Origin of the sequence: Nocardia asteroides (genome assembly GCA_019930625.1) — a bacterium.
GTDB classification, from domain to species: Bacteria; Actinomycetota; Actinomycetes; order Mycobacteriales; family Mycobacteriaceae; genus Nocardia; species Nocardia sputi.
Map to the genome: position 1 here is coordinate 6,409,174 of CP082844.1, position 26,589 is coordinate 6,435,762.

Annotated in this window: 13 protein-coding genes; 9 read left to right on the plus strand and 4 right to left on the minus strand. The window is 68.2% G+C overall.

Going from position 1 to position 26,589, the window contains the following annotated elements; translation table 11 throughout:
• The first annotated feature begins 144 nt into the window (after positions 1–144).
• Both K8O92_28995 and K8O92_29000 read left to right on the plus strand, forming a co-directional pair.
• Positions 145–15,681, plus strand: coding sequence for an amino acid adenylation domain-containing protein (locus K8O92_28995; GenBank protein ID UAK31744.1), 15,537 nt, complete (start codon positions 145–147; stop codon positions 15,679–15,681).
• Positions 15,682–15,696: 15 nt separating this feature from the next.
• The gene (locus tag K8O92_29000) at positions 15,697–16,452 is read left to right on the plus strand and encodes an alpha/beta hydrolase (protein ID UAK31745.1); all 756 of its coding nucleotides are present in this window, start codon (positions 15,697–15,699) and stop codon (positions 16,450–16,452) included.
• A gap of 127 nt (positions 16,453–16,579) precedes the next feature.
• Here K8O92_29000 and K8O92_29005 read toward each other — a convergent pair whose 3' ends face one another.
• Positions 16,580–17,791, minus strand: coding sequence for a cytochrome P450 (locus K8O92_29005; GenBank protein UAK31746.1), 1,212 nt, complete (start codon positions 17,789–17,791; stop codon positions 16,580–16,582).
• A 404-nt stretch (positions 17,792–18,195) separates the two neighbouring features.
• Here K8O92_29005 and K8O92_29010 point away from each other — a divergent pair, with 404 nt between their 5' ends.
• Both K8O92_29010 and K8O92_29015 read left to right on the plus strand, forming a co-directional pair.
• Positions 18,196–19,137, plus strand: coding sequence for an alpha/beta hydrolase (locus K8O92_29010; GenBank protein UAK31747.1), 942 nt, complete (start codon positions 18,196–18,198; stop codon positions 19,135–19,137).
• Positions 19,138–19,295: 158 nt separating this feature from the next.
• Complete coding sequence (locus K8O92_29015) at positions 19,296–19,961, plus strand: hypothetical protein (GenBank protein UAK31748.1); 666 nt, start codon at positions 19,296–19,298, stop codon at positions 19,959–19,961.
• A gap of 14 nt (positions 19,962–19,975) precedes the next feature.
• Here K8O92_29015 and K8O92_29020 read toward each other — a convergent pair whose 3' ends face one another.
• Entirely contained in the window at positions 19,976–20,539 is a 564-nt protein-coding gene (locus tag K8O92_29020; GenBank protein ID UAK31749.1) for a hypothetical protein, read from the minus strand.
• A gap of 281 nt (positions 20,540–20,820) precedes the next feature.
• On the opposite strand from K8O92_29020, the gene K8O92_29025 reads away from it, so the two are divergent.
• Positions 20,821–21,924 (plus strand): glutamate--cysteine ligase, encoded by a 1,104-nt coding sequence (locus tag K8O92_29025; protein UAK31750.1) that lies wholly within the window; start codon positions 20,821–20,823, stop codon positions 21,922–21,924.
• Between the two features lie 195 nt (positions 21,925–22,119).
• Positions 22,120–22,740: a lipoyl(octanoyl) transferase LipB gene (gene lipB / locus K8O92_29030; GenBank protein UAK36005.1), complete on the plus strand. Its 621-nt coding sequence runs from the start codon at positions 22,120–22,122 to the stop codon at positions 22,738–22,740.
• A gap of 313 nt (positions 22,741–23,053) precedes the next feature.
• Here the strand turns inward: lipB and K8O92_29035 are convergent, their stop codons facing one another.
• Both K8O92_29035 and K8O92_29040 read right to left on the minus strand, forming a co-directional pair.
• Positions 23,054–23,794: a DUF2236 domain-containing protein gene (locus K8O92_29035; protein UAK31751.1), complete on the minus strand. Its 741-nt coding sequence runs from the start codon at positions 23,792–23,794 to the stop codon at positions 23,054–23,056.
• Positions 23,791–24,018, minus strand: a complete 228-nt coding sequence (locus K8O92_29040; GenBank protein UAK31752.1) for a hypothetical protein — start codon at positions 24,016–24,018, stop codon at positions 23,791–23,793. The genes K8O92_29035 and K8O92_29040 overlap by 4 nt, the downstream gene beginning before the upstream one ends.
• Before the next feature lie 476 nt (positions 24,019–24,494).
• On the opposite strand from K8O92_29040, the gene K8O92_29045 reads away from it, so the two are divergent.
• The 3 genes from K8O92_29045 to K8O92_29055 all read left to right on the plus strand — a co-directional run bounded on the left by K8O92_29045 (position 24,495) and on the right by K8O92_29055 (position 26,469).
• Positions 24,495–24,704, plus strand: a complete 210-nt coding sequence (locus tag K8O92_29045; GenBank protein ID UAK31753.1) for a hypothetical protein — start codon at positions 24,495–24,497, stop codon at positions 24,702–24,704.
• A gap of 225 nt (positions 24,705–24,929) precedes the next feature.
• The gene (locus K8O92_29050; protein ID UAK31754.1) at positions 24,930–25,883 is read left to right on the plus strand and encodes a DUF5996 family protein; all 954 of its coding nucleotides are present in this window, start codon (positions 24,930–24,932) and stop codon (positions 25,881–25,883) included.
• Positions 25,884–26,220: 337 nt separating this feature from the next.
• Positions 26,221–26,469, plus strand: coding sequence for a hypothetical protein (locus K8O92_29055; GenBank protein ID UAK31755.1), 249 nt, complete (start codon positions 26,221–26,223; stop codon positions 26,467–26,469).
• Positions 26,470–26,589: the final 120 nt, after the last annotated feature.

Here is a 26,589-nt window from a genome sequence, read left to right on the forward strand (position 1 = left end):
CTTCCCAATGACGGCAGGTCGATCCACTCGTCGTTCGCTAAGGTCCGACCGCACGCTCCGGTCATGGGTTCGAGCATTCGAGGCCTTGCTTGCTGCTTCATTGCCGGGGCGCATTTTGCTCGATGTAGAGAGTGACCCCACCGCATGACCGCAACACGCCGTTCCGTACGTCGCGTCCACCATTCCCGATCACGCAATCGCCTGTTCCCGCAATTGCTGACGGCGGCGGTCGATACGGCGTTCGACTCGGTCGCGCTTCGGTTCAATCCGAGCGGGGACCCGGTTGATCAGCGCCAGCTGACCTACCGAGAGCTGGACGAGGAGTCTTCGCGGCTCGGTCGCTACCTGATCGAGTTCGGGGCGGGGCCGGGTGACGTCGTGGCGGTAGCTCTGACGCGGTCGGTGGAGTCGGTGCTGGCGGTGTGGGCGGTGGCGAAGACGGGCGCGGCCTACCTGCCGGTCGACCCGGGTCATCCAGCGGAGCGTGTTTCGCACATGCTCGCGGATTCCGGCGCCGTGCTGGGTGTGACCGTCGCGGCGGACCGGGCTGGGCTACCGGTTGGTGCTGTTGAGTGGGTCGAACTCGATGCCGCTGTACACAGGGAGCGAATCGCCGCCGAGCCGGCGCATTCGATTTCCTATCTGGACCGACTGCGGCCGTTGACCGAGCAGCATGTGGCGTACGTCATCTACACCTCCGGGTCGACGGGCAGGCCGAAGGGGGTCGCGGTCACTCATGCCGGTCTGGCGGGTCTGGTTCAGCACGAGGTCACCGCACGGCAAGTGACGCGGGGATCGCGGGTGACGCACTTGTGTTCTCCCAGTTTCGATTTCTCGGTGGTCGAGATACTGCTGGCGTTCTCGGCGGGCGCGACGCTGGTGGTGGCGCCGCCGACGGTGTTCGGGGGTGTGGAGCTGGCCGACCTGCTGCGGCGGGAGCGGGTTACGCATCTGTGCATCACCCCGGCGGCGTTGGAATCGCTGGACCCGGCGGGGCTCGACGACCTTCGCGCGATCTTGTGTGGCGGTGAGCGGGTCGGTGGCGAACTGGTCGCGAGGTGGGCGCAGCACGGGGCGTTCCATATCTTGTACGGCCCGACCGAGACCACGGTCGTCGCGACCGGCACCGCGGCGCTCGCCGTGGACGACTCGCCGCATATCGGCACGCCGGTCCCAGGGCTGGGCGCGCATGTCCTCGATGCGCGATTACGTCTGGTGCCGCCGGGAGTGGTCGGTGAGTTGTATCTGTCCGGACCCGCACTGGCCGAAGGTTATCTGCGGCGTCCCGGGTTGACCGCGCAACGATTCGTGGCCAACCCGTTCACCGCGGCAGCCGGCGGCCGTATGTACCGCACGGGTGATCTGGTGCGGCGCACCACGGCGGGGATGCTGGAATATCACGGCCGAGTGGACTTCCAGGTCAAGATCCGCGGCTTGCGGATCGAGCCGGGCGAGATCGACACCGCGTTGACCGCGCATCCGGACGTCGACTATGCGGTCACGCTCGGGATGACACTGCCCTCGGGGGCGCAAACGCTGGTGTCTTATGTGCTGCCGCGCCATGTGTCCGCGGAGAATCCGGCCGGTGGCCGGGTCGGGGTGGACACCACCGACCTCCTCGAATTCGTCGCACGAACGCTGCCCGTGTACATGATCCCGGGTGCGATCACCGTGCTCGACGATCTGCCGCTCACCCCCGTCGGCAAACTCGATCGCGCCGCATTACCGCAACCGGTGCTCGCCGCACGGCAATTCCGGGCGCCCACCACAGCGACCGAGCGGTTGGTCGCCGAAACCTTCACCGCCGTGCTGCTGCCGCAGGGCGGTGACCATGCCGGCCGGGTCGGCGTCGACGACGACTTCTTCGAACTCGGTGGCAACTCGCTGCTGGCCACGCAGGCCGCGGCGCGTATCGGTGCGGAGTTGGGTGTGCGGGTACCGGTCACCTTGCTGTTCGAGGCCTCGGCGGTGACGAAGCTGGCCGAACGGCTCACCGAGCTGACCGATCGGTCCGATCCGGTGCCGCGGCCGATGCCGCGACCCGAGCGGGTGCCGTTGTCCTATGCGCAGCAGCGGATGTGGTTTCTCAACCGGTTCGATCCGGCGAGTGCGACCGACAACATCCCGCTGGTGGTGCGTCTGCGTGGGCGGCTGGATGTCGCCGCTCTGCGGGCGGCGATCGATGATCTGGTCGAGCGGCACGAGGTGCTGCGTACCAGCTACCCGGACCACGACGGTTCCGGTAGCCAACGGGTGCATGCGATTTCGGATCCGCCGGCGGTCCCGGAGCTGACGGTGTGGGAGGTCGGCGAGGCCGAGATACCCCAGTACACGCTGGCGGCGATAAGGGAAAGCTTCGATGTGACGGTGGCGCCGCCGCTGCGGGTGCGGCTGTTGCGACTGAACGACAGCGAGCACGTGCTGGTGTGCGTGGTCCATCACATCGCGGGCGATGGTTCCTCGATGGGGCCGCTGACCCGCGACCTGATGACCGCCTATGCTGCCCGGGCGGCCGGCGCGGCCCCAGGCTGGGCGGCGCTGCCGCTGCAGTACGCGGACTACACCCTGTGGCAGCGGGAGATGCTCGGGGACGAGACAGACCCGGATTCGATCCTCGCCCGCCAGATCGGGTATTGGCGACAGCGGCTGGCCGACCTGCCCGAACGGCTGGATCTGCCCGCGGACCGGCCACGCCCCGCGGTGTTCTCCGGGCGCGGCGCGAGCTACGAGTTCACGATCGACGCGCCCACGCACGCGGCGCTGACCCGTCTCGCGCGCCGGTATGACGCCACGCTGTTCATGGTCGCGCACGCCGCCTTCGCGGTGCTGCTGGCACGGTTGTCGAACACGCGTGACATCACCGTCGGCACGCCGGTGGCCGGTCGCGGTGACGCCGCGGTGTCCGACTTGATCGGCATGTTCGTCAACACCTTGGTCTTGCGCACCGAGATCGACCCCGGCCGCGGCTTCGCCGACCTGCTCGAGCAGGTGCGCGGCGACGACATCGAAGCGTTCGGGCATGCCGAGGTGCCGTTCGAACGTCTGGTGGAGTTGCTGGATCCGGTGCGGTCGAGCGCGCATCACCCGCTGTTCCAAGTAATGCTCACCTTCCACAATTTCGCGCCCTCGACGCTGGAACTGCCCGCGCTGACGGTTTCGGCGGTGGACGTGCCGGTGCCGGTGGCGAAGTTCGATCTCGAGCTGACCATGCTGCCGCGCGAAGACAACCGCACCCCGCTGGGGATCGCGGCGGCGTTCACCTACTGCACGGACCTGTTCGACGAAGCCACCGTCGCCGGATTCGCCCGGCGATACCGCGCGATCCTCGCCGCCGTGGCCGAGTCGGCGGATCGTGTGGTGGGAGACATCGAGCTGCTCGACGCGGCCGAACGCACCACGATCCTGCGCGACTGGAACGACACGCGCTATCCGATCACCCCTGGGCCGTTGCTCGCCGGATACCGGCGCGCTGTCGCGCGGCACGCCGATGCGGTGGCCATCGCGGACGCGAAGCAGGAGTTGACCTATCGCGAGTTCGATGAGCGGGTCAACCAGCTCGCGCGAGTGCTCATCGGCCACGGTGTCGGCTCGGAATCGCTGGTGGGACTGGCGGTTCGGCGTTCGGTGGATCTGGTCGTCGGCATGTACGCGATCCTCACCGCGGGTGGGGCGTTCGTGCCGGTCGACCCCGATCACCCGGCCGAACGCATCGGACACGTCCTCGACACCGCCGAACCGGTGTGCGTACTCAGCAGCACCACCGATGCAGTGCCGATACCGCCGCACATGCCGGTGCTGTATCTGGACACCGTCCGGACCGAACTGCTGCCGGGCACGGCGGTCGATGCCGGTGAACTGCTGCGCCCCGTCCTTCCCCAGCACCCGGCGTACGTCATCTTCACCTCCGGCTCCACCGGACGGCCGAAAGGCGTGATGGTCTCGCATCAGGCGATCGACAACCAGATCGCGTGGATGCTCGCCCACTATCCGATGGGCCCGGGAGATGCGTACCTGCAGAAGACCGCGACGACCTTCGACGTCTCGTTGTGGGGTTACCTCATGCCGCTGCGGTCGGGCGCGAAACTCGTCGTCGCCGATCACGACGGACACCGCGACCCGGCGTATCTCGCCGAAACCATTGGCGCGGAGAGGGTCACTGTCACCGACTTCGTGCCCTCCATGCTCACGGAGTTCGCCGCGCACCTGCCCGCCGGATCCCTGCCCACGCTGCGGGAGGTGCTCGTGATCGGCGAAGCCCTGCCACCGCGAACCGTGCACGCGGTCGGCGCGGTTACCGGCGCACGGGTGCACAACCTCTACGGTCCTACCGAGGCCGCGGTCTCGGTCACGTCCTGGCCCGCGGGCGCCGCCGAGGAACCGGCGGTGCCGATCGGCACACCCCAATGGAACACGCAGGTCTACGTGCTGGACGCGCGACTGCGACCGGTGCCCGCCGGCGTGCCCGGCGAGCTGTATCTCGCCGGAGAGCAGCTCGCCCGCGGCTACGCCGGCCAGTCCGCGCAGACCGCCACCCGGTTCGTCGCCAACCCCTTCCGGGCCGCAAGCAGGATGTACCGCACCGGCGACCTGGTCGTGTGGCGCGCACCGAACGCGGGCCGTTCACAACGACTGGAATATCTGGCCCGCACCGACTCCCAAGTCAAATTCCGCGGCCAGCGCATCGAGCTCGGCGAGATCGAGACCGCCCTCCTCGCGCAACCGTCGGTCAGCCAGGCGGTCGCGGCGGTGGTGGCAGCGCCTCTGGGCGACCGGTTGGTGGCCTACGCCGTCCCCCGACCGGGCGAGGTCATCGACCAGGGAAACCTGCTCGCGGCGGTCGCCGCGGTGCTGCCCGCGTACATGATTCCCTCCGCGGTGGTCGCTTTGGCGGAGCTGCCGCTGAACACCAGCGGCAAACTCGATCGCAAGGCACTACCGGAACCCGTATTCGAGGCCGAGGAGTTCCGTGCCCCCCGCACGCCTGTCGAGCAGGCGATCGCTCAGGTGTTCGCCGATCTGCTCGGCGTCGACCGGGCGGGTCTCGACGACGATTTCTTCGCGCTCGGCGGCAACTCGCTGCTGGCCACCCGAGCCGTCGCGCGCGTCAACGAAGCTTTGAACGCGCGGGTCACGGTGCGTGATCTGTTCGAGGCGACCCGGGTTTCCGCTCTCGCCGCCCGGGTCGCCGCTCACGGCGCGCCCGCCCGGCCCGCGCTCGTTCGTTCGGTTCGACCGGAGCGGGTCCCGCTCTCCCTCGCGCAGCAGCGGATGTGGTTGCTCAACCGTATCGATCCGGATTCCCCCGCCTACAACATGCCCTTCGCCCTGCGGCTGACCGGCGCCCTCGACCAGCCCGCACTGCATCAGGCGGTGGTCGACGTGCTGGTGCGGCACGAGGCGCTGCGCACCCGCTACCCAGCCGACCCGGAGGGGCTGCCGTACCAGGAGATCCTGCCGGTCGACGCCGTACTCCCGGATGGACTGGTAGTCGAGTTCGGCGCCACCGGCGTCGCGGACATGGTGACCGGATTGATGTCCACCGGATTCGACGTGACGGCGTCCGCGCCGATTCGGCTGCGGCTGTTCAGCTCCGGCGACGAACATCTGCTGGTCTTGGTGGTGCACCACATCTCGGCCGACGGGTCGTCACTCGTCCCGCTCGCCCGCGATCTGGCCACCGCCTACCTCGCCCGCACCGGCGGCGGCGCGCCGTCATGGTCGCCATTGCCGGTGCAATACGCCGACTTCGCCCTGTGGCAGCACGCCGTGATCGGCTCCGACAGCGATCCGTCTTCGGTTGCCGCGGCGCAGTTGTCGTACTGGCGCGAGCAGCTGGCCGGGCTCTCCGGGCCGCTGGAGCTGCCCACCGACCGCCCCCGTCCCGGCACGCCGTCGACGCGTGGCGCGGCGACGGCGGTCACCATCCCGGCACAGGTGCATGAACGGCTGGCCGGGATCGCGCGCGAGCTCAACGCGAGCCTGTTCATGGTGGTCCACGCGGCTCTCGCCGCACTGCTGGCACGCCTGTCCGGCGGCACCGACATCGTCATCGGAACCCCCATCGCCGGACGCGGCGAACGAGCACTCGACGACCTCGTCGGGATGTTCGTCAACACCCTCGCGCTGCGCGTCGTGGCCGATCACGCGGCAACCTTCCACGACCTCGTCGAACGCTCCCGCGAAGCGGCTCTTTCGGCCTTCGGCAACGCGGACATCCCCTTCGAGCGGGTGGCGGAAGAAGTCGCTCCCGCCCGCAGCGCTGTGGCCGATCCGCTCATCCAGGTGATGCTGTCGTTCCAGAACATCGAGCAACCCACCTTGCAGCTGCCCGATCTGACCGTCACCGCACTGGACACCGGAGAGGTCACCGCCAAATTCGACTTGCAAGTGCTCATCGAACCCCGGCACGCCGCCCACGGAATCGGCGAGATGGACGTCGTATTCGCTTACGCCACCGACATTTACGAGGAATCGACCATCCGCTCCTTCCTTACCCGATTCGCGCGCATCCTGAGTGCGGCGGCGGAGGAACCGTCGACGGCGGTATGGGACATCGACATCCTCGAGCCGGAAGAGGCCCGGCGCGCGGTGTCCGGGGGCCCTGCGACAGTGCCACCGAACCGGGTCGAGCCCGCTGCCGTCGCGCTGCTGCCGGACCTGCTGACCGCCGCCGCGGAGGAGAACCCCGACGGTGTCGCGGTGATCTTCGCCGACGGCTCCCAAACGCATGCCCAACTGGATTACGTCGAACTCGACGAGCAGTCCACACGATTGGCGCGGGCGTTGATCGCGCGCGGCATCGGGCCCGAAGATCTGGTGGCCGTGGGCATTCCGCGGTCACCGGAGTCGGTGCTCGCGGTATGGGCCGTGGCGAAGACCGGTGCGGGTTTCGTCCCGGTCGACCCGAACTATCCGCGCGAGCGGGTGACGCACATGGTGTCGGACGCGCGCCCGGTACTCGGCCTGACCGTCGGCGCGGTGCGCGGCGACCTACCCGACGAGCGGGTGGAGTGGCTGGTCATCGACAGCGCCGAGTTCACGCGCGGACTCGGGGAACAGAGCACCGACCCGGTGACCGACCGGGACCGGACGCGACCGCTCCGTCCGGAGCACCCCGCCTACGTCATCTACACCTCCGGCTCCACGGGCACACCGAAGGGTGTGGTGGTCACCCACACCGGGCTGCCCAGCTTCTGCGCGGAGCAGCGCCAGCGTTATCGCGTGACAAGCGCTTCGCGCACACTGCATTTCGCCTCGCCGTCCTTCGACGCATCGGTGCTGGAGTTGCTGCTGGCCGTCGGGGGCGCGGCGACCATGGTGGTGGTCGCACCGACCGTCTACGGCGGCGACGATCTGACCGCGGTGCTGCGCCGTGAACGGGTGACCCACGCCTTCGTCACGCCCGCGGCGTTGGCGTCGATGGAACCGGCCGGACCGGACCGGCTGCGGGTGGTGATCGCCGGTGGCGAGGCCTGCCCGCCGGAGCTGGTGCGACGCTGGGTGCAGCCGATCTCCGGCAGGCGGACCCGCGAGTTCTACAACGGCTACGGGCCGACCGAGACCACGATCATGACCAATATCAGCGATCCGCTGTCGCCCGACGAACCGGTGACGATCGGCGGGCCGATCCGGGGCATGCGCGCGCTGGTGCTCGACGGCAGGCTGCGCCCGGTCCCCGACGGCGTCGCCGGCGAACTGTATCTCGCTGGCAGCCAGCTCGCGCGCGGCTACCACGACCGCTTCGCGCTCACCGCGGCCCGGTTCGTCGCCGACCCTTACGGTCCGCCCGGCGCGCGGCTGTACCGGACCGGCGATGTCGTGCGCCGTCGCCGAACCGGCGAGCAGACCGTCCTGGATTACGTCGGCCGCAACGACTTCCAGGTGAAGGTCCGCGGTTTCCGGATCGAGCTCGGAGAGATCGATGCCGTGCTGTCCCGCCGTCCGGACATCGATTTCGCGGTCACGGTCGGGCGGGAAACCGATGCCGGTGCGACCATCCTCGTGTCCTACGTGCTGCCCGCGCCGGACGCGTCCATCGACACCGGTGCACTCGTCGACGAAGTGGGGCGCACACTGCCCGCCCACATGGTGCCGACGGCCGTCGTCGTACTCGACGAGATCCCGTTGACTCCGGTCGGCAAACTGGACCGGCGCGCGCTGCCGGAGCCGCGGCTGCCCAACGCCCCGTTCCGGCCGCCGTCGGGGCCGCTCGAACAGGCCGTCGCCGACGTGTTCGCCGACCTGCTGCGCACCACCCGCCGACTCGGCGCCGACGACGATTTCTTCCGCCTCGGCGGCAACTCGCTGCTCGCCACCCAGGCCGCGGCCCGGCTCGGCACGGTGCTGGAGGCCCAGGTGCCGGTTCGGATGCTGTTCGAGGCGTCGACCGTCGCTGCCCTGGCCGCCCGGCTGGCCGGGTACGCGGGCTCCGGCGGGCGGCGACCGCTCACCGCCCACCGGCGGCCCGAGCATGTTCCGCTGTCCTCGGCGCAGCAACGGATGTGGTTCCTCAACCAGTTCGACACCCGATCGGCGGCCTACAACGTTCCGATGGCGGTGCGGCTGACGGGAGCGCTCGATGTGGACGCGTTGCGCGCCGCCATCGTGGACGTGGTCACCAGGCACGAAATCCTCCGCACCGTCTACCCGCAGACCGCGCACGGGCCCACGCAAGTGATCCTCGCACCGGAGCGAGCCACGCCGCGGTTCGAGGTTCGCACGGTGGCGGCTGGTGACGTGGAAGCCGTTGTCGGCGACTTCCTTTCGAGCACCTTCGACGTCACCGTGGAAGTTCCCGTCGCGGTGGCGCTGTTCCGTGTCGCCGAGGTGGACCGACCCGGCCCCACCGAGCACGTGCTCGCCTTGGTGGTGCACCACATCAGCGCCGACGGCTTCTCCCTGCGTCCGTTGACCACAGACCTGATGGTCGCCTACGGCGCACGCGCGGCGGGTGCGGCGCCGAACTGGACGCCGCTGCCCGTGCAATATGCCGACTACAGCATCTGGCAGCACGAACTCCTAGGTTCGGAAAGCGACGCGGACTCCCTGGCCGCCGAGCAGATCGCCTACTGGCGTCACGCCCTGGCCGGCCTGCCCGATCAGCTGGATCTGCCCACCGACCGGCCGCGTCCGGCCGTGCAGTCCTTCGCCGGCGGCAAGGTGGCGGTCCACGTCGACGCGGCAACCCATCAGGCCCTCGCCGACCTGGCCCACGACCACGGCGCGACGCTGTTCATGGTGGTGCACACCGCCTTCGCGGTGCTGCTGTCCCGGCTGGGTCGGACCGACGACGTCGCCATCGGTACCCCGATCGCGGGCCGTGGTGAAGCCGTGCTGGACGACCTCATCGGCATGTTCGTCAACACTCTGGTCTTTCGCACCCGGATCGACGGCGGTGAACCGTTCACCGAACTGCTGGCTCGGCAACGCGATACCGACATTCAGGCGTTCGCCCACGGCGATGTGCCGTTCGAGCGGCTGGTCGAAGTGCTCGATCCGGTTCGCTCCACCGCCCGCCACCCGCTGTTCCAAGTGGGTTTCTCATTCCAGAACCTGTCCGAGGCCATCCTCGAGCTGCCGGGTCTGACGGTTTCCGGCGTGGATCCGGACACCGGTCTGTCGCAATTCGACCTGCACCTGATCGTCACCGACACCTATGCCGAGTCCGGCGCCGCGGCCGGTATCCACGGCTTCCTGACCTACGCCGCCGACCTCTTCGACGCCTCGACAGCGCGTGACATCGTCGCGCGACTGTCGCGGGTGCTGGAGACGGTCGCGCGTACTCCGAAGACCGCGGTCGCCGAGATCGACATCCTCGACGAGGCGGAGCGCGCGGAGATCCTGTGGCGGCGCAACACCACCCAGCGGCCGGTCGACGCCTCGGCGACACTGGTTTCGCTGTTCGACGCCACCGTGGCGAATTCGCCGGATGCCGTCGCCTTGGTCGCCGACGCGCCGGAAGGCGCCACCGAGCTGACCTATGCCGAACTGGATGCGCGCGCCAATCGACTCGCACGGTATCTCATCTCGCGAGGCGTCGGTCCGGAGCACCGGGTGGCGCTCGCGTTGCCGCGGTCGGTGGACCTGGTCGTGGCGATGTACGCGACGGCCAAGTCGGGCGCCGCGTACGTGCCGGTGGACCCGGATCAGCCCGCCGAACGCGTCCGCTATGTCCTGGAGGCGGCGGACCCGGTCTGTGTGCTGGCCGGAACACGATTCGACACGGATGTCGCGCCGGTGCTGCGCCTGCCCGAACTCGATCTCGCCGGGCTCGACGCGACATCGGTCTCCGATGCCGAGCGCATCATCCCGCTGCGACCGGAGCACTTGGCGTACGTGATCTTCACCTCGGGCTCCACCGGTCGTCCGAAGGGCGTCGCGGTGCCGCACGCCGCGATCGCCAATCAATTGCAGTGGAAGATCCTGGAGTTCGGCCTCGACGCCGCCGACGCGATACTGCTGAAGACCGCGGCGACGTTCGACCTGTCGGTGTGGGAATTCTGGTCGGCGGCGGCCTGCGGCGGGCGGCTGGTCATCGCCGCACCCGACGGACACCGCGATCCGGCCTATCTCGCCGATCTGGTGGCCAGGGAATGGGTGACCACCCTGCACGCCGTGCCGTCGATGCTGGAGGCTCTGCTCACGGTCGGGCTACCCGATTCGCTGCGGCGGGTACTGGCCATCGGTGAGGCGCTGCCCGCCGGACTCGCGCAGCGGTTGCGCCGGGAACATCCGCGCACCGAACTGTTCAATCTGTACGGGCCGACCGAGGCGGCGGTCTCGGTCACCAGCCACCGGGTCGTCACGAGCGACGAGGCGAGCGTGCCCATCGGCGTCCCGGAGTGGAACAACCGGGTGTACGTGCTCGATGATCGTCTCCAACCGGTGCCCGACGGTGTCGTGGGCGAACTGTATCTGGCGGGTTCGCAATTGGCGCGCGGCTATCGCGGACAGGCGACGGTGACCGCGGAGCGGTTCATCGCCGACCCCTTCGGCACCGGTGAGCGCATGTATCGCACCGGCGACCTGGCCGTGTGGAATCGCGACGGCGTCTTGGAATACCGGGGCCGCAGCGACTTCCAGGTCAAGATCCGTGGCTTCCGCGTCGAACCCGGAGAGATCGAGACCACCCTGCGCGGCCTCCCCGAGATCGGACAGGCGGTGGTGACCGCGTGGACCGACGCTCAGGCCGGTGACCGCCTGGTCGCCTATCTGGTGCCGTCGGAGGCCTCGGCGAAACTCGACCCCGCCCGGGTGCGGACGATGCTCGCCGCCCTGCTGCCGTCGTACATGGTGCCGTCGGCGTTCGTCGTGCTGGACGGGTTGCCGCTCACCGTCAACGGCAAACTCGACCGATCCGCCCTTCCCGCACCGGAGGTCGCGCCCGCGGTCTACCGGGCGCCGTCCACGCCGATCGAGGAGATCGTCGCCGGTATCTACGGTGACGTGCTCGGCGTCGACCAGGTGGGGGCCGAGGACGACTTCTTCGCCCTCGGCGGCAATTCGCTGCTGGCCACACAGGTCGCGGCCCGGCTCGGCGCCGCACTGGGGACATCGGTCCCGGTGCGCGCCCTGTTCGAGGCGTCCACGGTGGCCGGGCTGGCCTCGCGGTCCGAACGCCACGCGGGAGCAGTGGGCCGTCGTACGCCGGCGGCAGGCCCACGACCGGAACAGATTCCGCTGTCGCTCGCCCAGCAACGAATGTGGTTGCTCAACCAGTTCGACACCGCCTCCGCCGTCGACAACATCCCGGTCGCCGTCCGGCTCGTCGGCCGGCTCGACCCGGCTGCCCTCGGGCAAGCCGTCCTCGATGTCGTGGGCCGCCACGAGACGTTGCGTACGGTCTACCCGCAGACTCCCGCGGGTCCGGTGCAGCGGGTGCTCGAAGCCTCCGACGTTTCGCTCGATCTGCTGCCCGTGCGGATCAGCCCAGATGAACTCGCCGAGCGAGTCCACGCGGTCGTCCGGAGAGGTTTCGACGTCACCGTCGAACTCCCGTTGCGCGCCGCGCTGCTGCGGTTGTCCGAGGAAGAACACGTCCTGGTCTTCGTCGCCCATCACATCAGCGCCGACGGATGGTCGATGGGGCCGCTGACCCGGGACGTGATGCTCGCCTACACCGCGCGCGTGGCTGGGGTCGCGCCCGACTGGGCGCCGCTCCCGCTCCAATACGCGGATTACGGTCTGTGGCAACGCGACGTGCTCGGCTCGGAGGACGACCCGGACAGCCCCCTTTGCGAGCAGATCGGATTCTGGCGCTCGGCGCTGGCGGGACTGCCCGACGAACTGCCGCTACCGACCGACCGTCCCCGGCCCCCGGTGCAGACCTTCGCCGGTCGCCGCGTCGGCTTCACGGTCGACGCCGAGCTGTATCGGCAGTTGCGGTCCCTGGCCAGGGACCAGAACGTGACGCTGTTCATGGTCGTGCACGCGGCCTTCGCGGTCCTGCTCGCGCGGCTGTCCGGCACAGACGATGTCGCGGTCGGCACGCCGGTGGCGGGACGCGGCGAGCCCGAGTTCGACGACTTGATCGGCATGTTCGTCAACACTCTCGTGCTGCGCACGCAGGTGCCGGGCGAATCGTCCTTCGCGGAACTGCTCGCCCGGACCAGAACGACGGACCTGCGGGCATTCGCCCACGCGGACCTGCCCTTCGAACGCCTGGTGGAACTGCTCAACCCGCAACGCTCGACCGCCAGACACCCGCTGTTCCAGGTGTCGCTGAGCTTCGACAATCTGCCCGAACAGCGATTCGACCTGCCCGAAATGCGTTTGGAGCAAGTCGACTTCGAGGTCGGCACCGCGAAGTTCGATCTGTCGCTCAGCCTCCGGGAGAACACCGCGGCGCTGCATGCCGACTCCGGCCACGACGTAGGACTGTACGCGGAATTCTCCTTCGCCAGCGACCTCTTCGACGACGAGACCGTAGCGCGCTTCGCGGAGCGCTTCGGTCGCATCCTGGCGGCGGTGGCCGCCGATCCCACCGTGCCGGTGGGCGACATCGATCTGCTCAGCGCGTCCGAACGCGCGATCCTGCTCGGCGAGGACGCGGCGGCCCGCGTCGCGGTGCCCGCTGCGACGCTGCCGGAGCTGGTCGGCGAGCAGGCGCGGCGGCGACCCGATGCCACCGCCATCCGATTCGACCAGGCCACGGTGAGCTTCGATGCGTTGCACCGGCACGCGAATCGGATCGCCCGCGCGTTGATCGCGGCGGGTGCGGGGCCGGAATCCGTTGTCGCTGTCGCTGTGGCACGGACGGAGGAACTGCCGGCCGCGTTGCTCGGCGTGCTGGCGGCAGGTGCGGCCTACCTGCCGATCGATCTCACCTACCCGGCGCAGCGGCTGGCGTTCGTGCTGGACGACGCGACGCCGGTGTGCGTACTGACCACAGCCGCGCAACGATCCGGCCTGCCGGACAACGACCTTCCGGTCGTGCTGCTGGAGCGGGCGGAAGGGTTCCCGGATGATCCGGTCACGGACGCCGAGCGCGCGGCGCCGCTGCGGCCGGACCATCTCGCCTACGTCATCTATACCTCCGGTTCCACGGGTGTGCCGAAGGGCGTCGGTGTCACACACCGCAACGCGGTGGAGTTGTTCACCACCACCCGGCCGTTGTTCGGGTTCGACGAGCACGACGTGTGGACGTTGTTCCATTCCTTCGCGTTCGACTTCTCGGTGTGGGAGTTGTGGTGCGCGCTGGCGACCGGCGGCAGCGTCGTGATCGTCGACTACGCCACCTCGCGTGCCCCGGAAGCGTTCCGGGAGCTGCTGATTCGCGAGCAGGTGACGGTGTTGAACCAGACACCTTCGGCGTTCTACCAGCTCGTGGACGCCGACCGGGACGCCGCGACCGGCGGGTCGGCGCTGCGCTATGTGATCTTCGGCGGCGAGGCACTGGATCTGCGGCAGCTGCGGCGCTGGTACGAACGCCACCCCGGCAACGCGCCGCGGCTGGTCAACATGTACGGCATCACCGAGACCACCGTGCACGTGTCGTTCCTGCCGATCGGCGAAGATTTGATCGACAGTCCGGCTGCCCTCGTCGGCCGTGCCCTGCCCGGCCTCGACACCTATGTGCTCGATCAGCGGCTGCATCCGGTGCCGCGGGGAACCTCCGGAGAAATCTATGTCGCCGGTGGTCAGGTGTCGCGGGGTTATCTGGGTCGGTCCGGCCTGACGGCGACCCGGTTCGTGGCGAACCCGTTCGGGCCACCCGGTTCGCGGATGTACCGATCGGGCGATCTCGCCCGCTGGGTGGGGTCCGGACTGGCCTATACGGGGCGTGGCGACCAGCAGGTGCAGCTGCGCGGGTTCCGGATCGAACTCGGAGAGATCGAGACGGCGCTGCTGCGGTGCGAGGGGGTGAGTCAGGCTGTCGCGGCGGTGCGGACCGACCCCGTGCTGGGGGATCAGCTGGTCGGATACGTTCTGCCCGAGGCGGGCGCGCGCCTCGACCCGGCCGACCTCCGCACCCGGGTCACCGAATTCCTGACCGCTTTCATGGTGCCCGCCGCGATCGTGGTGCTCGATACCATCCCGTTGACGGACAACGGAAAGCTCGACCGTCGTGCGCTGCCCGCCCCCGCGTTCCGTGCGCGGGTATACCGCGCGCCCGCCACGCCGGTGGAGCAATCCGTGGCCGGCGCCTTCGCCGAGGTGCTGGGCCTCGACCGATTCGGTATGGACGACAACTTCTTCGAGCACGGCGGCAACTCGCTGATCGCCGCGAAGCTCACCGCGCGGCTGTCGACCGTGCTGGGCACGAAGGTGCCGGTGATGCGGGTGTTCACGACGCCGACGCCCAGCGGATTGGTCGCCGACCTCGCCCGTCGCGCCGCCGGCAGCCTGGAAACGGAGGCGGCGTTCGACATGCTGCTGCCGTTGCGTCCCGCGGGCTCGGCCGCGCCGCTGTTCTGCGTGCACCCGGTCTCCGGCATCTCCTGGTCCTACGCGGGACTGGCCGCCTACCTGGACCCCGAACGACCCATCTACGGGTTGCAGACTCCGGTGCTGGCCACCGCCGCCGCGATGCCGGATTCGATCGAGGAATGGGCGACCCGCTACGTCGAGTTGATTCGATCGGTGCAACCGCACGGGCCTTATCACTTGCTGGGGTGGTCCTTCGGCGGCGTCCTCGCGCACGAGATCGCGGTGCAATTGCAGCGCGGTGGCGAGCGGGTCGCGCTGCTGGCGGTGATGGACAGTTACATGGCCGATCCGCCCGGCACCGTGGTCACCGACGCCGGGCAGGTACCGGTCGCCGAACTCATCGGCGGCCTGCTCGGTGAAGCCGCGGGGGATCTCGGCGCCGCCTCGGACATGGATTGGGCCGCTCTCCCGCAGCGATTGACGCAGCTGCCCGAACCGTTCGCCTCCTTCGGCTCCGACCGAGTGGGCCGAATACTCGACGCCGCCGTGCAATCCGTGATGCTGCGCAGTGCGTACCACCCGCCGATCTACCACGGCGACGTCCTCTATTTCACCGCCGCCCTGGACGACCCGACAGGTCGCGTCGGAGCGACGATTTGGGGTGACATCGTCGACGGGGCCGTACACAACCACGCGGTTTCCACCACGCACTGGCAGATGACCACCGCGAGGGGATTGGCCCAGATCGCCGACGTCCTGACAAAGGCATGGCAGGAGGGGCGGATTCGTCGGGGTTACGAGGAGTCTTCGTAAGCGTACCGGTGACGTATGCATACGAACATCGGTGCGGCGAGGTGGCTCGCGGACGGTGTAGCCGTTGGGCTTCACCGTCGCGTGTGCCCGGCAACTACCCTGTTCTCGACAGAGCTACCGGAACGCAGTTGCCACCGCAGCCGCACTTTGCATCGCCTGGCCGACGATCTCAACGACGTGCTCGACCACTTCGAGCCGGGACCGTTCATCCTTGTCGGCCACAGTGCCGGCGGCCCGATCGTGCGCCTCGCCGCCGCCCGTCGCCCCGATCGGATCGCAGGCCTGATACTGGTCGACCCCGCCGACGAAGCGGCCGATGTGCTGTTCAGCCGCAGCTTCCGCCGAGGTGAGCGCATCGCGCTCGGTGTCGGAACCGTCCTCACGCCGCTGGGGCTGACCAAAGTGCTGTTTCGAGGGCACCTGCGCGACATCCCGGCCGATGTTCGCCGTGACCTGCGGCGAGAGGGATTCACTTCCGGCGTGCTGCGCACCCAGCGGCACCAGGCCCGGACCTTCCTCGACGAGCTCGCCACCTGGCGCGACAACCCGCCCGACGACGGGTCGATTCCGGTCACCGTCATCTCCGGCGGGCGCGTCGGCGACGGGATGAACGCCGCCATCCGCGCCGAGGCCATCGCCTCCCACGCCCACCGCGCCGCACGAGCGCACCAGGGCCGTCACGTCATCGCCGAACACTCCGGCCACTACGTCCCCCTCACCGAGCCGGACCTGATCGTCCGCGAGATCACCAGGATGACAGCGCCGTCGTAGAGCGCGACCGGAGGCGCCCGCGCACTGTGTTCAGCAGTGTGCGAGCGCCGTCCCCGCCTGACCGGCAGGGGTTCCGCGAGTCGCGACGGCCTCGAGCGAAGTGCCCGGACCTTTCTGTGCGGTGAGGTCAGTTCGCGGGAGGTTCGAGCAACACCGGAAGAGTGAGGGGACCGCTGGTGATGAACTGTGGGCTGTGCGGGATCAGGGCGGGATCACATGCGAGGCTCAGGCGCGGGAACGTGTCGAACAGCGCGGACAGCGCGATTCGGGTTTCCAGTCGTGCCAGCGGCGCGCCGAGGCAGAAGTGCGGCCCGTGGCCGAAGGCCAGTTGGTCGCGATGATCGTGATCGATGTCGAAGACATCGGCGTCGGGATACCGTCGCAGATCCCGTCCGACTCCGGCGAACCACCCGACGATGGCGCCCGCGGGGATGTCGACCCCGGCGATGCTGACGTCCCGTAGCGCGTAGCGGTTGAACATCACGCATGCCGAGGAACGGAAACGCAGTGCCTCCTCCACCACATCCGTCCACCGATCCTCGGCGCGGGCTTTGGCGAGTTGCCCGGGATGGGTGCACAACGCGATGACCGCGTTCCCCAGCAAGTGCACTGTCGTCTCATGTCCGGCGATGATCACCAGCCACAACGTTTGAACCAGTTCCTCCTCGCTCAAACCGTTCTCGACGTCGGCCCGCAGCAGGGCCGAGGTCAGGTCGTCACCGGGTGCGCGCCGCTTGCGGTCGAGAAGTTCGGTGAGATAGGCCAGCATTCCCTCCACGGCGGCCTTCGTCTCGTCCCCTGTGCTGGTGTGTGCCACGACCGTCGTGGCCCAGCGCCGGATCTGTGCTTGTTCGGCCGCGGGCACACCGAACAGTTCGCAGATCACGCGCACCGGTAAGGGTGTTGTGAAGTGGGGCACCAGATCGATCTCGGTGTCGTGATCACGCAGCTCATCGAGGAGCTCGCTGGTGATCTGCCGGATTCGCGGTTCCAGCGCGGCCACTCGGCCGGGGGTGAACGCTTGGCCGATCGCCCTGCGCAACCGGCGGTGATCGTCCCCGTCCTTGTTGAGCATGTGGTCGATGTCGGTCAGCGCGCGCAGGGGCCAGTCCGCCGGGATGGTCCCATCGTGCAACGCGGGGCAGTTGCGGGCGTTCTTGCTGAACAGCGTGCCGTCGCCGGCGAGGACTTCACCGACCGCTTCGTGACCGACCGCGAGCCACGCCTCGACCGCGCCGGGCAGTTCGATCGGAACCACCTGCCCACGTACACGGATTCGCTCATAGGTGTCGAAGATGGATTCTCCAGCGGTGGGCAGCTGGATCACGGCCTCGGTCATGCTGTCTCCCAGGATCGCGAACAGGTGGCGCGCACGCAGCCGGGTCGGTTGCGGCGCCAAGTAGTGTGGACCGCCGCTCCGCGTCGCCTCATCCGAACCGAATTCCTCTGCCCCGGAACGCAATTTCGCGGCACAAAACCGATGGATGACATCATCGAGATCACGTTCGGCGTCGCCGGAACCTTCACACTCGGCATCCCCCTGGCGCCCGTGCCGAACTGCCAGCGCACGAACCGTCGCCCGCGACGACGTGCATACGCGGTAGGAGCCCGACCACCCGCAGCGCGAAACTCGCTCAGCCCGGCCTTGGGCGGCGCGAGTGGTGAAACAGGCCACATACCATCACGTCGGCGGTGGCTGTCTCGTCCTCTGATCGAAGACATCCACCTGCCAAGGAGTGCCCCATGCGAACCAAGATCCGGTTCCCCCGCTCGGCCCTTGCCCTCGCCGCCACCATGACCGCGCTGTTCGCGCCGACTGTTCCGGTCGCAAACGCCTGGGAGCCGCCGAGGTCGGACCTGCCCTCCCGATACCTGACGGGTGTCGAATCACGATATGCCGAAACCGATCTCGCTCGATTCCACTACACGGTTTCCGGTAGCGGATCGCCCGTCGTACTGATCGCCGGTGGCGGCTTGTGGGGCTACTCCTGGCGAGAGGTGGCCCCCGCGCTCGCCCTGCGGCACACCGTCTACGTAGTGGACCTGCCCAGCCAGGGCTACACCGAATCACGCAGCGCCGAGTTCGCCTTCGACCTGCCCGCCATGGCGGACGCCATCGCGAGCTTCCTCGACGCCGTCGGCTTGCATCGCGCCGCGCTGGTCGGGCACTCCTGGGGTGGAGCCTGGAGCCTGTACTTCGCCGAACAGCATCCCGAACGCGTCGAGCGGCTGGTGCTCTTGGATTCCCCCGGGCTGGACGCCGAGAAGGCGCCGATCACACCCTTGTTCCAAACCCCGGTGATCGGTGAACTGACCACCGACCTCATGACCCGGTCGCTCTACGCCGAGAGCATCCGCGGTACGTTCACCCACCAGGAGCTCGTCACCGACGAACTGATCGATGAGTTCTACGAGCCGTTCTCGCGGCCCGCCAACCGCGACGGTTTCCTGACCCTGTGGCGAAATCTCGACTACCGCCGCACCGACGCCGGACTGCACCAGGTGAGCGCACCCACCCTGGTGCTCTGGGGCGGCGACGACCAATGGCTGCCGTCCTCCCAGGCGACCCGACTGGCCGACCGAATCCCCCATGCCGAAGCGGTTATCCTCCCCGGCTGCGGCCACACCGTGCACGAGGACTGTCCCGCCGCGGCGATCCCCCGGATCACGACCTTCCTGAACTGATCACCACGAACGGGAGCAGCCGAGCACCGGAACAGAACGCCGGATTCGTCCGGTTGTCAGGGTTGGCGGATCGGGGACTGCCGTCAACCCGCCCGCTGGTCGACGGGACGCGAATACTGCGGCTCGGCCGTGTCAGCGCGCGTCGCTAGTCTGCCGACATGGTCTCACCCGATTCGGCACTGCGCCGCCTGCTGCGTGAAACAGGAAAACTGCTACAGCAGTACGGGTTCGACGGCGCCGACCCCACCTGGATACGGGTCGAGCCCGGCGGTGTCGCCTCCGTCGGCCGCACCAGGGTCACCCGCACATGGGTCAGCGGACAGCAAGTGCTCAGCTTCGGCTTGGACCTGAACGCCACACCGACCGCCTGGTGGGAATACTGCAACTGGCGCAACGCACGACGGGGCCTACCGCCCACACCGTTGGAGAAAGCCACCGGCCCCGACCTCATCGACACCCATCCCCTACCCGACCGGCTGACCACGCCGTGGTCTCTGCGCCTGGACCCGACTCAACCGGGCCAACACGTGCTGCAGACCGACATCGACGCCATTCGCAGCGAACTGCCCTCGCGCGTGCACGCATACGCGCGCAGAGCGCTCCGACTCGTGGAGCCCGGTCGCTACCTCGACGAACTCTGCTCTCGGCCCGACCCGCGGATACAGACCTGGGAGGCCGTCACAGTCCTGCTCGCCGAACGCGGACCAGGACCAGAACTCGACGACGCGATACACCACCTGCGCCAAGGCCGCGCGGACAACGACGACTCGGCTCACGCACAGGAGGTCATCGCCTATGCGCGGACCCGAGCCGCCCTGGTCTGAGCACGCGGCACCGGTCAGGGCTGGACTTGGGACAGCCCGAACGCGGCGAGGAATCCTGCCACGATGATCAATCCGATCCACAGGTGTGCGTCGCCGAATGCTTCGGGGATCATCGTGTCGGCGATCATCGCCAGGATCGCTCCGCCCGCGAGCGCGGTGATCGCGGCCAGCACGGCGGCGGGGACCCCGCCGAGCAGCCCGTACCCGGTCATGGCCGCGACCGCGCTGATCACCGCGATCCCTCCCCACAGGGTGAACACGTATCCGCGGCTGCGTCCGGCTCGCAGCATTCCCGAAGCACTGGGATGCGCACCGCGACGCGCGAGCACCACATTCGCCAGGGTGTACAGCACTGCCCCCGTCACAGCGCCCGCGGCGGTCGCGGCCATCCCGCCGCGTTCGTGGGCTTCGGCGATCAACTCGAACGACACCGCCGACAACAGCACGCCGCTGCCGAAAGCCATGACACCGGCCACCACTCGTGCCGGGATCCGCTTCGAAAGGCCCGCCAGCGCTCCGATCAGCAACGCTGATCCCGCCAGCAGCCCCCAGCCACCCGCGACCAATACTCCAGGCACTCTTCATCCCTCATCCACACACGGTGACAACCGAAACCACGCTCACTACGAGCTATCCGACCGCCCCGATCCCAAACGTCCACGCTCGCAACCGGGACGATCCTCACTCGTGCGCGTGGCGACCCGGGCTGCCCCGCCCGTGTCGGCGACGTGGCAGATCAGTGGCACGACCATCCGCCGCTGCCTGTTTGGCCGTTCGAACCGGGGGTACGGTCCGATCACATTCGTTCGCATCGTCGGCGCGCGCGCCGGACAGTTGGCAGAAGGGAGCGACCACGACCATGGATACCCATGTACCGACTGTCGGTGTCGAAGAGGAATTCCTGCTGACCGATCCGGAAACAGGCGCCCCGACGCCCAAGAACACCCAGGTCGCCGAAGCGGCGAAGAAGGCGGACATCGACCTGCAACTGGAACTGACCAGCTGTCAGGTGGAGACCAGTAGCGGTGTCCACTCCGATATCGGCGACCTACTCACGGAGTTGCGCACGCTGCGCAGGACCGTTGCCGAATGCGCGGCCGACAACGACGCTCGACTGCTCGCCGTCGCGGTGCCCCCGACGGTGCCCGAGGAGTTCCCGGTCACCGACACGCCTCGATACCGGCGGATCGCCGACACCTTCGGCATGATCGCCCATGAGCAAGGATTGTGCGGCTGTCACGTGCATGTGGGTGTCCCCGACCGGGACACCGCGATCCTCGTCGGCAATTACGTGCGCCCGTGGTTGCCGGTGTTCCTGGCGTTGACCGCCAACTCCGCGATCTACCGTGGCAGCGAGACCGGGTACGCGAGTTGGCGCAGCATATTGTGGCGGCGCTGGCCGAGCGCGGGACCACCTCCGTACTTCGCTTCCGTCGACGACTACGACTCGATCGTGGCGATGATGCGGGCCAGCGGCAGCATCCTGGACAACAAGATGGTGTACTGGGACATCCGGCCCTCGGAATCGTTCCCCACGGTGGAGATTCGCGTCAGCGACGTCCCCGCCACCGCGGAGGAAGCCGCACTCCTCGCCGCGCTGATCAGGGCTACCGTCGCCACGGGCTTGCGATCGATCGAACGGGGTGAGCCCGCCCCGCCCATCCCGGCCGAAGTACTTCGCGCCGCCTACTGGAACGCCGCGCGGTCGGGGCTGGACGGCGGCGGACTCGACCCGCTCGAAGGCCGGGTAGTCCCCCACCGCGACTTGCTGGACAAACTCGTCGGTCACATCGAGCCCGCGCTCCGGGAGTCCGGTGACCACGCCTTCGTCGCGCGGGCGATCGTGGCTCTGGACGCGCGTGGCAACGGCGCCCGGCGTCAGATCCGAGCCAGGCGCGCCCGCCACGAAATCGCGGACGTGGTCGCGGAACTGGCACACGCGACCCTCGAGGGATGCGCTTGAGCAGCCCGTCCCAGCTCGACGGTCATCGGCGGACAGCTGATCGCGGATCCGGCCGGCGCTCGAATGGTGCCGGTGTCATCGAACCGCACCTTCGCGGCGCACTCGTCGACGCCGACCGGCCCGTGCTCGTCCTCTCCCCTGGCGCCGCCGCCCGGCGAGGGAGCGCGATATCGTCGGAGCATGCAGTCCCGGCCGCTGACTCTGATCCAGGACGACCTCGTCGACTACGACAAGGCCATGGAGCGCATGACCGAACTGGTTGAGGAGCGCCACAGCGGCGCGCGGCCGGATACGCTGTGGCTACTGAGTCATCCGCCGGTCTACACCATCGGTCGCCGGACGCCACGAGAACACCTGCCGGACCCGGCCCACCACATCCCGGTAGTGCAGACCACTCGCGGGGGCCAGCTCACCTACCACGGACCCGGTCAGCTGGTCGGCTATCTCATCGTCCGGCTCGGCGCAGGCGAAGGGGTGGTCGACTACATCCGCGAGGTCGAGTTCCGCCTGATCGAGGCACTCGGCCGCCTCGGTGTTCCCGCCGAACGCCGCGACACCCCACCCGGCTCCGAACTGCTCACCGGCGTGTGGACCAAGCAGACCGACCGCAAGATCGTCTCCATCGGCATGCGCCAGAGCCGTGGTATCACCAGCCACGGCTTCGCACTCAATGTGGACGGTGATCTCGACCCCTGGCGCTGGGCTGTGGCCTGCGGACTCCCCGACGTCGACATGACCTCCGTGGCGCGCGAATCCGGGACAACGACCATGGAGCAAGTGCGCCGGACCGTCGCCACCGCCTTCGAAGCGAGCTGACCGCAGAGTTCGCGAACGATTCACCGACCGCCGAAGACGATATCCCGGCACGTCTGCGCCCGGTCTGCGGATACTTCCGTACCTCCACACGGCAGCAGCGATGAAGGTCGGCACCGCGGTTTCAGCGATATAGGAGAACCACGGGGTCGGTACCCGGTGCAGCGCAGCGACCTTGCAGGCGAGAGCCAGGGATGAGCTGCGCAGTTTCCACGGCGGGCATCGTAGGAGTCGCGACGGACATCCCGCCACATCTGATCGGCCGAACCATCCGAGAACCCGGCCGGTAGAGGTCGGCAGTCCTGATACCGAGGCGTCAGGCGCGCGCCGCGGGCACCGATCGCGCTCGGGAGGTCAATGCGCGCGTGCCCGTCTTCACGACCTTCGCGTAAGCGGCGGTCGCGGTCCGGTCGCCGGGCTGCAAAGAGATTCGCAGGAGCTGCCGGGTTCGGTCGTGCAGCAGAGTTCGCACGGCGAAGTCCGGAAGGGCGCGGGGCAACCAGACGTCGGGCCGCAGCAGTTGCGGCGCGAGCTTGTCGGTGTCGGGGGTGACGGCCAGTTCGGTGGCGCACACCGATTGCAGGTAGTCCTCGAAGTCCGCCCAGGTCCGCGGCATGTGCCGCGCCGAGATCCCGTACCGCCGATACCACTCGCAGCAATCGGCGTACAACGCCTTCTTCTCGTCGACACTCAGGGGGCGGTCGAAGGTTTCGATGGCCGTGTACAGAGTGTCGACGTAGGTGGCGTGCTGGAAGAAGAACAGTTCGGGCGTCAGGCCGCTGTAGCGCTTGCCCCGGCTGTCGACGCCGTGCACCACCCCGTGCCCGTACAGGATCGCCAGGTGCGGATCGCACAGGGTGTACGCGAGGTAGATCATTCGCGACACCGTCCGCTTCTTGTGCGCCCACAAACTGCTCGGCGCGTGATCGACGATGGCAGCCGCGACGGACGGGTGCAGTATTTGCAGCCCGACCGCGCGGGGCAGAGTGAGGGCGAAACGGCGGTCGCCGAGGTAACGACCGAGAAGGGAACCACGGTCCAAGGGCGCGGTTTTCATTCCCGCAGCCTTGCCCGAGCGACGACCGGCGCCATCCAACCGGGCGCCCACCAGTTGGCGGTTCCTGCTGTCCGCATGGCGGCGGGGACGAGGATGGTGCGGACGAGGGCGACGTCCAGGTACCCGCCTGGCCCCACGCCCTGCCGAGATGCCGCCTGGTTCGTATCAGGACCACCGGCTTCGTTGTCATACAACACTTTCCGGGTCACGATATGATCGCCCACAGCACCTCCTGAGTGCATGAGAAAGTATACGTTCCATTATCTCATCAGTCACCTCCGCGAGGTCGCATGGGACTCGAACGGCCGACCACTGCCGGATTCGGCCCACTTGCGACATGGTCCACAACTCCGTGTCACAGCAGGGTGACTCCCGGGTCCGTCGAAGAATTCCTGCCCGGGAATATTGCGGATGGCGGGTGAGCTCAGCCGGTAGGCGAACCGGCCCCGCCCCGTCACCGACTCGAAATGCGCGTATAGCACTCGCACCGATCCTCGATCAAATCCTCGATCTCGGCATTGACACCGACGCTTCCGGTCGCCGTCCGATCGCGGCATTATGCGTTACCGGACGTATCCCAAACCCCGGCGTCCAGCGTGCTGTCACACCACAGAATCCGCGTGTCGATTCGCGTCGGCGGCGCGTGTGAAGAATGCTCACAAGTACGAAATCAATTGTCCCCCTGAGCATAACGTGCCATATGGAGCGGACGGAATTGATCGGAGAAATAGCGGTGGTACTGCTGTGGGTGGCAATCGTTGCCATCGTCCTGATTCTGCTCAGCGGTGCGGCCGCGGCCATGGTTTGGGATCCGAACTCCCGGCGTAGGGCTCGGGCGATGAAGAAGGGTGCCGCACTGCCGGTGACGAGCATGCGGACCGGGCACGAAATTTGGCCACACCGGCACTGAGGGGTCGCGCCTCGATCGTGTTCCGTCTTCGCTCACCGGTCCGGCGACCGACTCGACAGCACTTCGCATCGGATTTGCCAGACGGTTGCTCTTTGTTCGGCATTCGGGCCTGCGAGCACCTGTTCACCGGGTAGGTTGAGATGCCAGGAACACTGCGCCGAACTTGCCTGGGCGTCTGAACGCGGCGCAGGCGCCAAGAATTGCCGAATGAGCGGAGGTGCAGCGATGACGGGCACAGATGCCGCTCCCGAAGCCTGGCCCGCCTTGCGCGTCGATAGCTGGACTTCTACTCGCGAGACGCTGCATATGTGGACACAGATTGTCGGCAAGATCAGGCTTTCGCGCGCGCCGCTGGTCAACCATTGGTGGCAGGTCACTTTCTACGTCAGCCCGAGGGGACTCACCACCTCCGCCATCCCGCACGCGTCCGGTTGCTTCGACATCGAATTCGACTTCCTCGACCACCGGCTGCACATCCGCTCCAGCGACGGCCGCACTCGCCAGGTCGCGCTCGAGCCCAAGCCGGTGGCGGTCTTCTACGGCGAAACCGTCCGAGCACTCGGTGAACTCGGCATTCCGGTGCACATCCAGGCCAGACCCAACGAGGTCGAGCCCGCCGTCCCGTTCGCCGACGACTACGAGCATCGCTCCTATGACGCCGCGTCCGCCACCTTGTTCTGGCGCCAACTGATCGCCGCCGATCGCGTCATGCACCAGTTCCGTTCGCGTTTCCTCGGCAAGGTGAGCCCGGTGCACTTCTTCTGGGGCGCGATGGACCTGGCATGCACCAGATTCTCCGGGCGGGCCGCGCCGCCACACCCGGGCGGCGCCCCCAACTGCGGCGACTGGGTCATGGTCGAGGGCTACTCGCACGAACTGAGCAGTTGCGGCTTCTGGCCCGGCGGCGGGACCGAAGGCGCTTTCTATGCCTACGCGTACCCGGAACCCGCCGGCTTCGCCGACTACCGGGTCGGCCCGCGCGCAGCCTCCTACAGCGGCGACTACCGGCAGTTCCTCCTGCCGTATGAGGCAGTTCGCACCGCCGAAGCGCCCGAATCGGCACTGCTCGAGTTCCTCGACACGACATATGCGGCCGCCGCCGAACTCGGCCACTGGGACCGCTCGGCCCTGGAGGCGGACCCGGGCCGCTGGAACCACAAGCGCCGGCCCCCGACGTAATGTGGCACAGCCGTGATCGGCCGAGCCGGGAGAGTGCCGCGACGGCGACGGTCACGCTCCTTCGACCCACCTCGGCGACACGCCTCGGCATGCCGTCCATGGCGGAGCCCCTGCTCACCTGCCACACACCGAAGCCGCTTCGCGCCCGGCCGAACGGCACGTCGGACAGGGCGTAAAACTTCCACCCGCCCGCGGTGACCGGCATCGTCGGCCTGATCAGCGCTTACATCATCGCTCCCACTCCTGGGAATAGTTGCGCCTACATCGGCCCACTGATTAATGTATCGTTATATGACGGCACGTTAATCGACGGGATAGACTCATGCAGAACACGAGGATGCGCGTAACAGTAGGTCGAGTGGTGGCTTCGGCGCTGATCGGCGGGGCGGTCGTGACGGCGGCGGCCATCGCCTCGCCGGAGCCCATCGTGACCACCACAGCGGACCGGTACTCCCACGACCCTGCCGACAAGCGCGGTTCCGGCGTGGGAAGACGGGGCCTGAGCAGCAACCACGGCGGATACCAAGGTCGCAACGAACGTCCCTGCCAGTACACCCCGGAGGGGTACTGCACCGGAGGGCGTTGACCCGACTGTCGCTACGGCGGGCCGGATCGTCCGGGCACCCCGCATGGGCCGCCCTTCCGTGTGCATCGAACCGAGCAATCGAGACCAGCGATCGGATACGAAGACACCGGCCCGACAGAG

Excerpts from the sequence above, each read along its gene's own strand:
- K8O92_28995 (UAK31744.1), top strand. The coding sequence starts at position 145 with ATGACCGCAACACGCCGTTCCGTACGTCGCGTCCACCATTCCCGATCA.
- K8O92_29000 (UAK31745.1), top strand. The coding sequence starts at position 15,697 with ATGCATACGAACATCGGTGCGGCGAGGTGGCTCGCGGACGGTGTAGCC.
- K8O92_29005 (UAK31746.1), bottom strand. The coding sequence starts at position 17,791 with ATGACCGAGGCCGTGATCCAGCTGCCCACCGCTGGAGAATCCATCTTC.
- K8O92_29010 (UAK31747.1), top strand. The coding sequence starts at position 18,196 with ATGCGAACCAAGATCCGGTTCCCCCGCTCGGCCCTTGCCCTCGCCGCC.
- K8O92_29015 (UAK31748.1), top strand. The coding sequence starts at position 19,296 with ATGGTCTCACCCGATTCGGCACTGCGCCGCCTGCTGCGTGAAACAGGA.
- K8O92_29025 (UAK31750.1), top strand. The coding sequence starts at position 20,821 with ATGGATACCCATGTACCGACTGTCGGTGTCGAAGAGGAATTCCTGCTG.
- K8O92_29035 (UAK31751.1), bottom strand. The coding sequence starts at position 23,794 with ATGAAAACCGCGCCCTTGGACCGTGGTTCCCTTCTCGGTCGTTACCTC.
- K8O92_29045 (UAK31753.1), top strand. The coding sequence starts at position 24,495 with ATGGAGCGGACGGAATTGATCGGAGAAATAGCGGTGGTACTGCTGTGG.
- K8O92_29050 (UAK31754.1), top strand. The coding sequence starts at position 24,930 with ATGACGGGCACAGATGCCGCTCCCGAAGCCTGGCCCGCCTTGCGCGTC.
- K8O92_29055 (UAK31755.1), top strand. The coding sequence starts at position 26,221 with ATGCGCGTAACAGTAGGTCGAGTGGTGGCTTCGGCGCTGATCGGCGGG.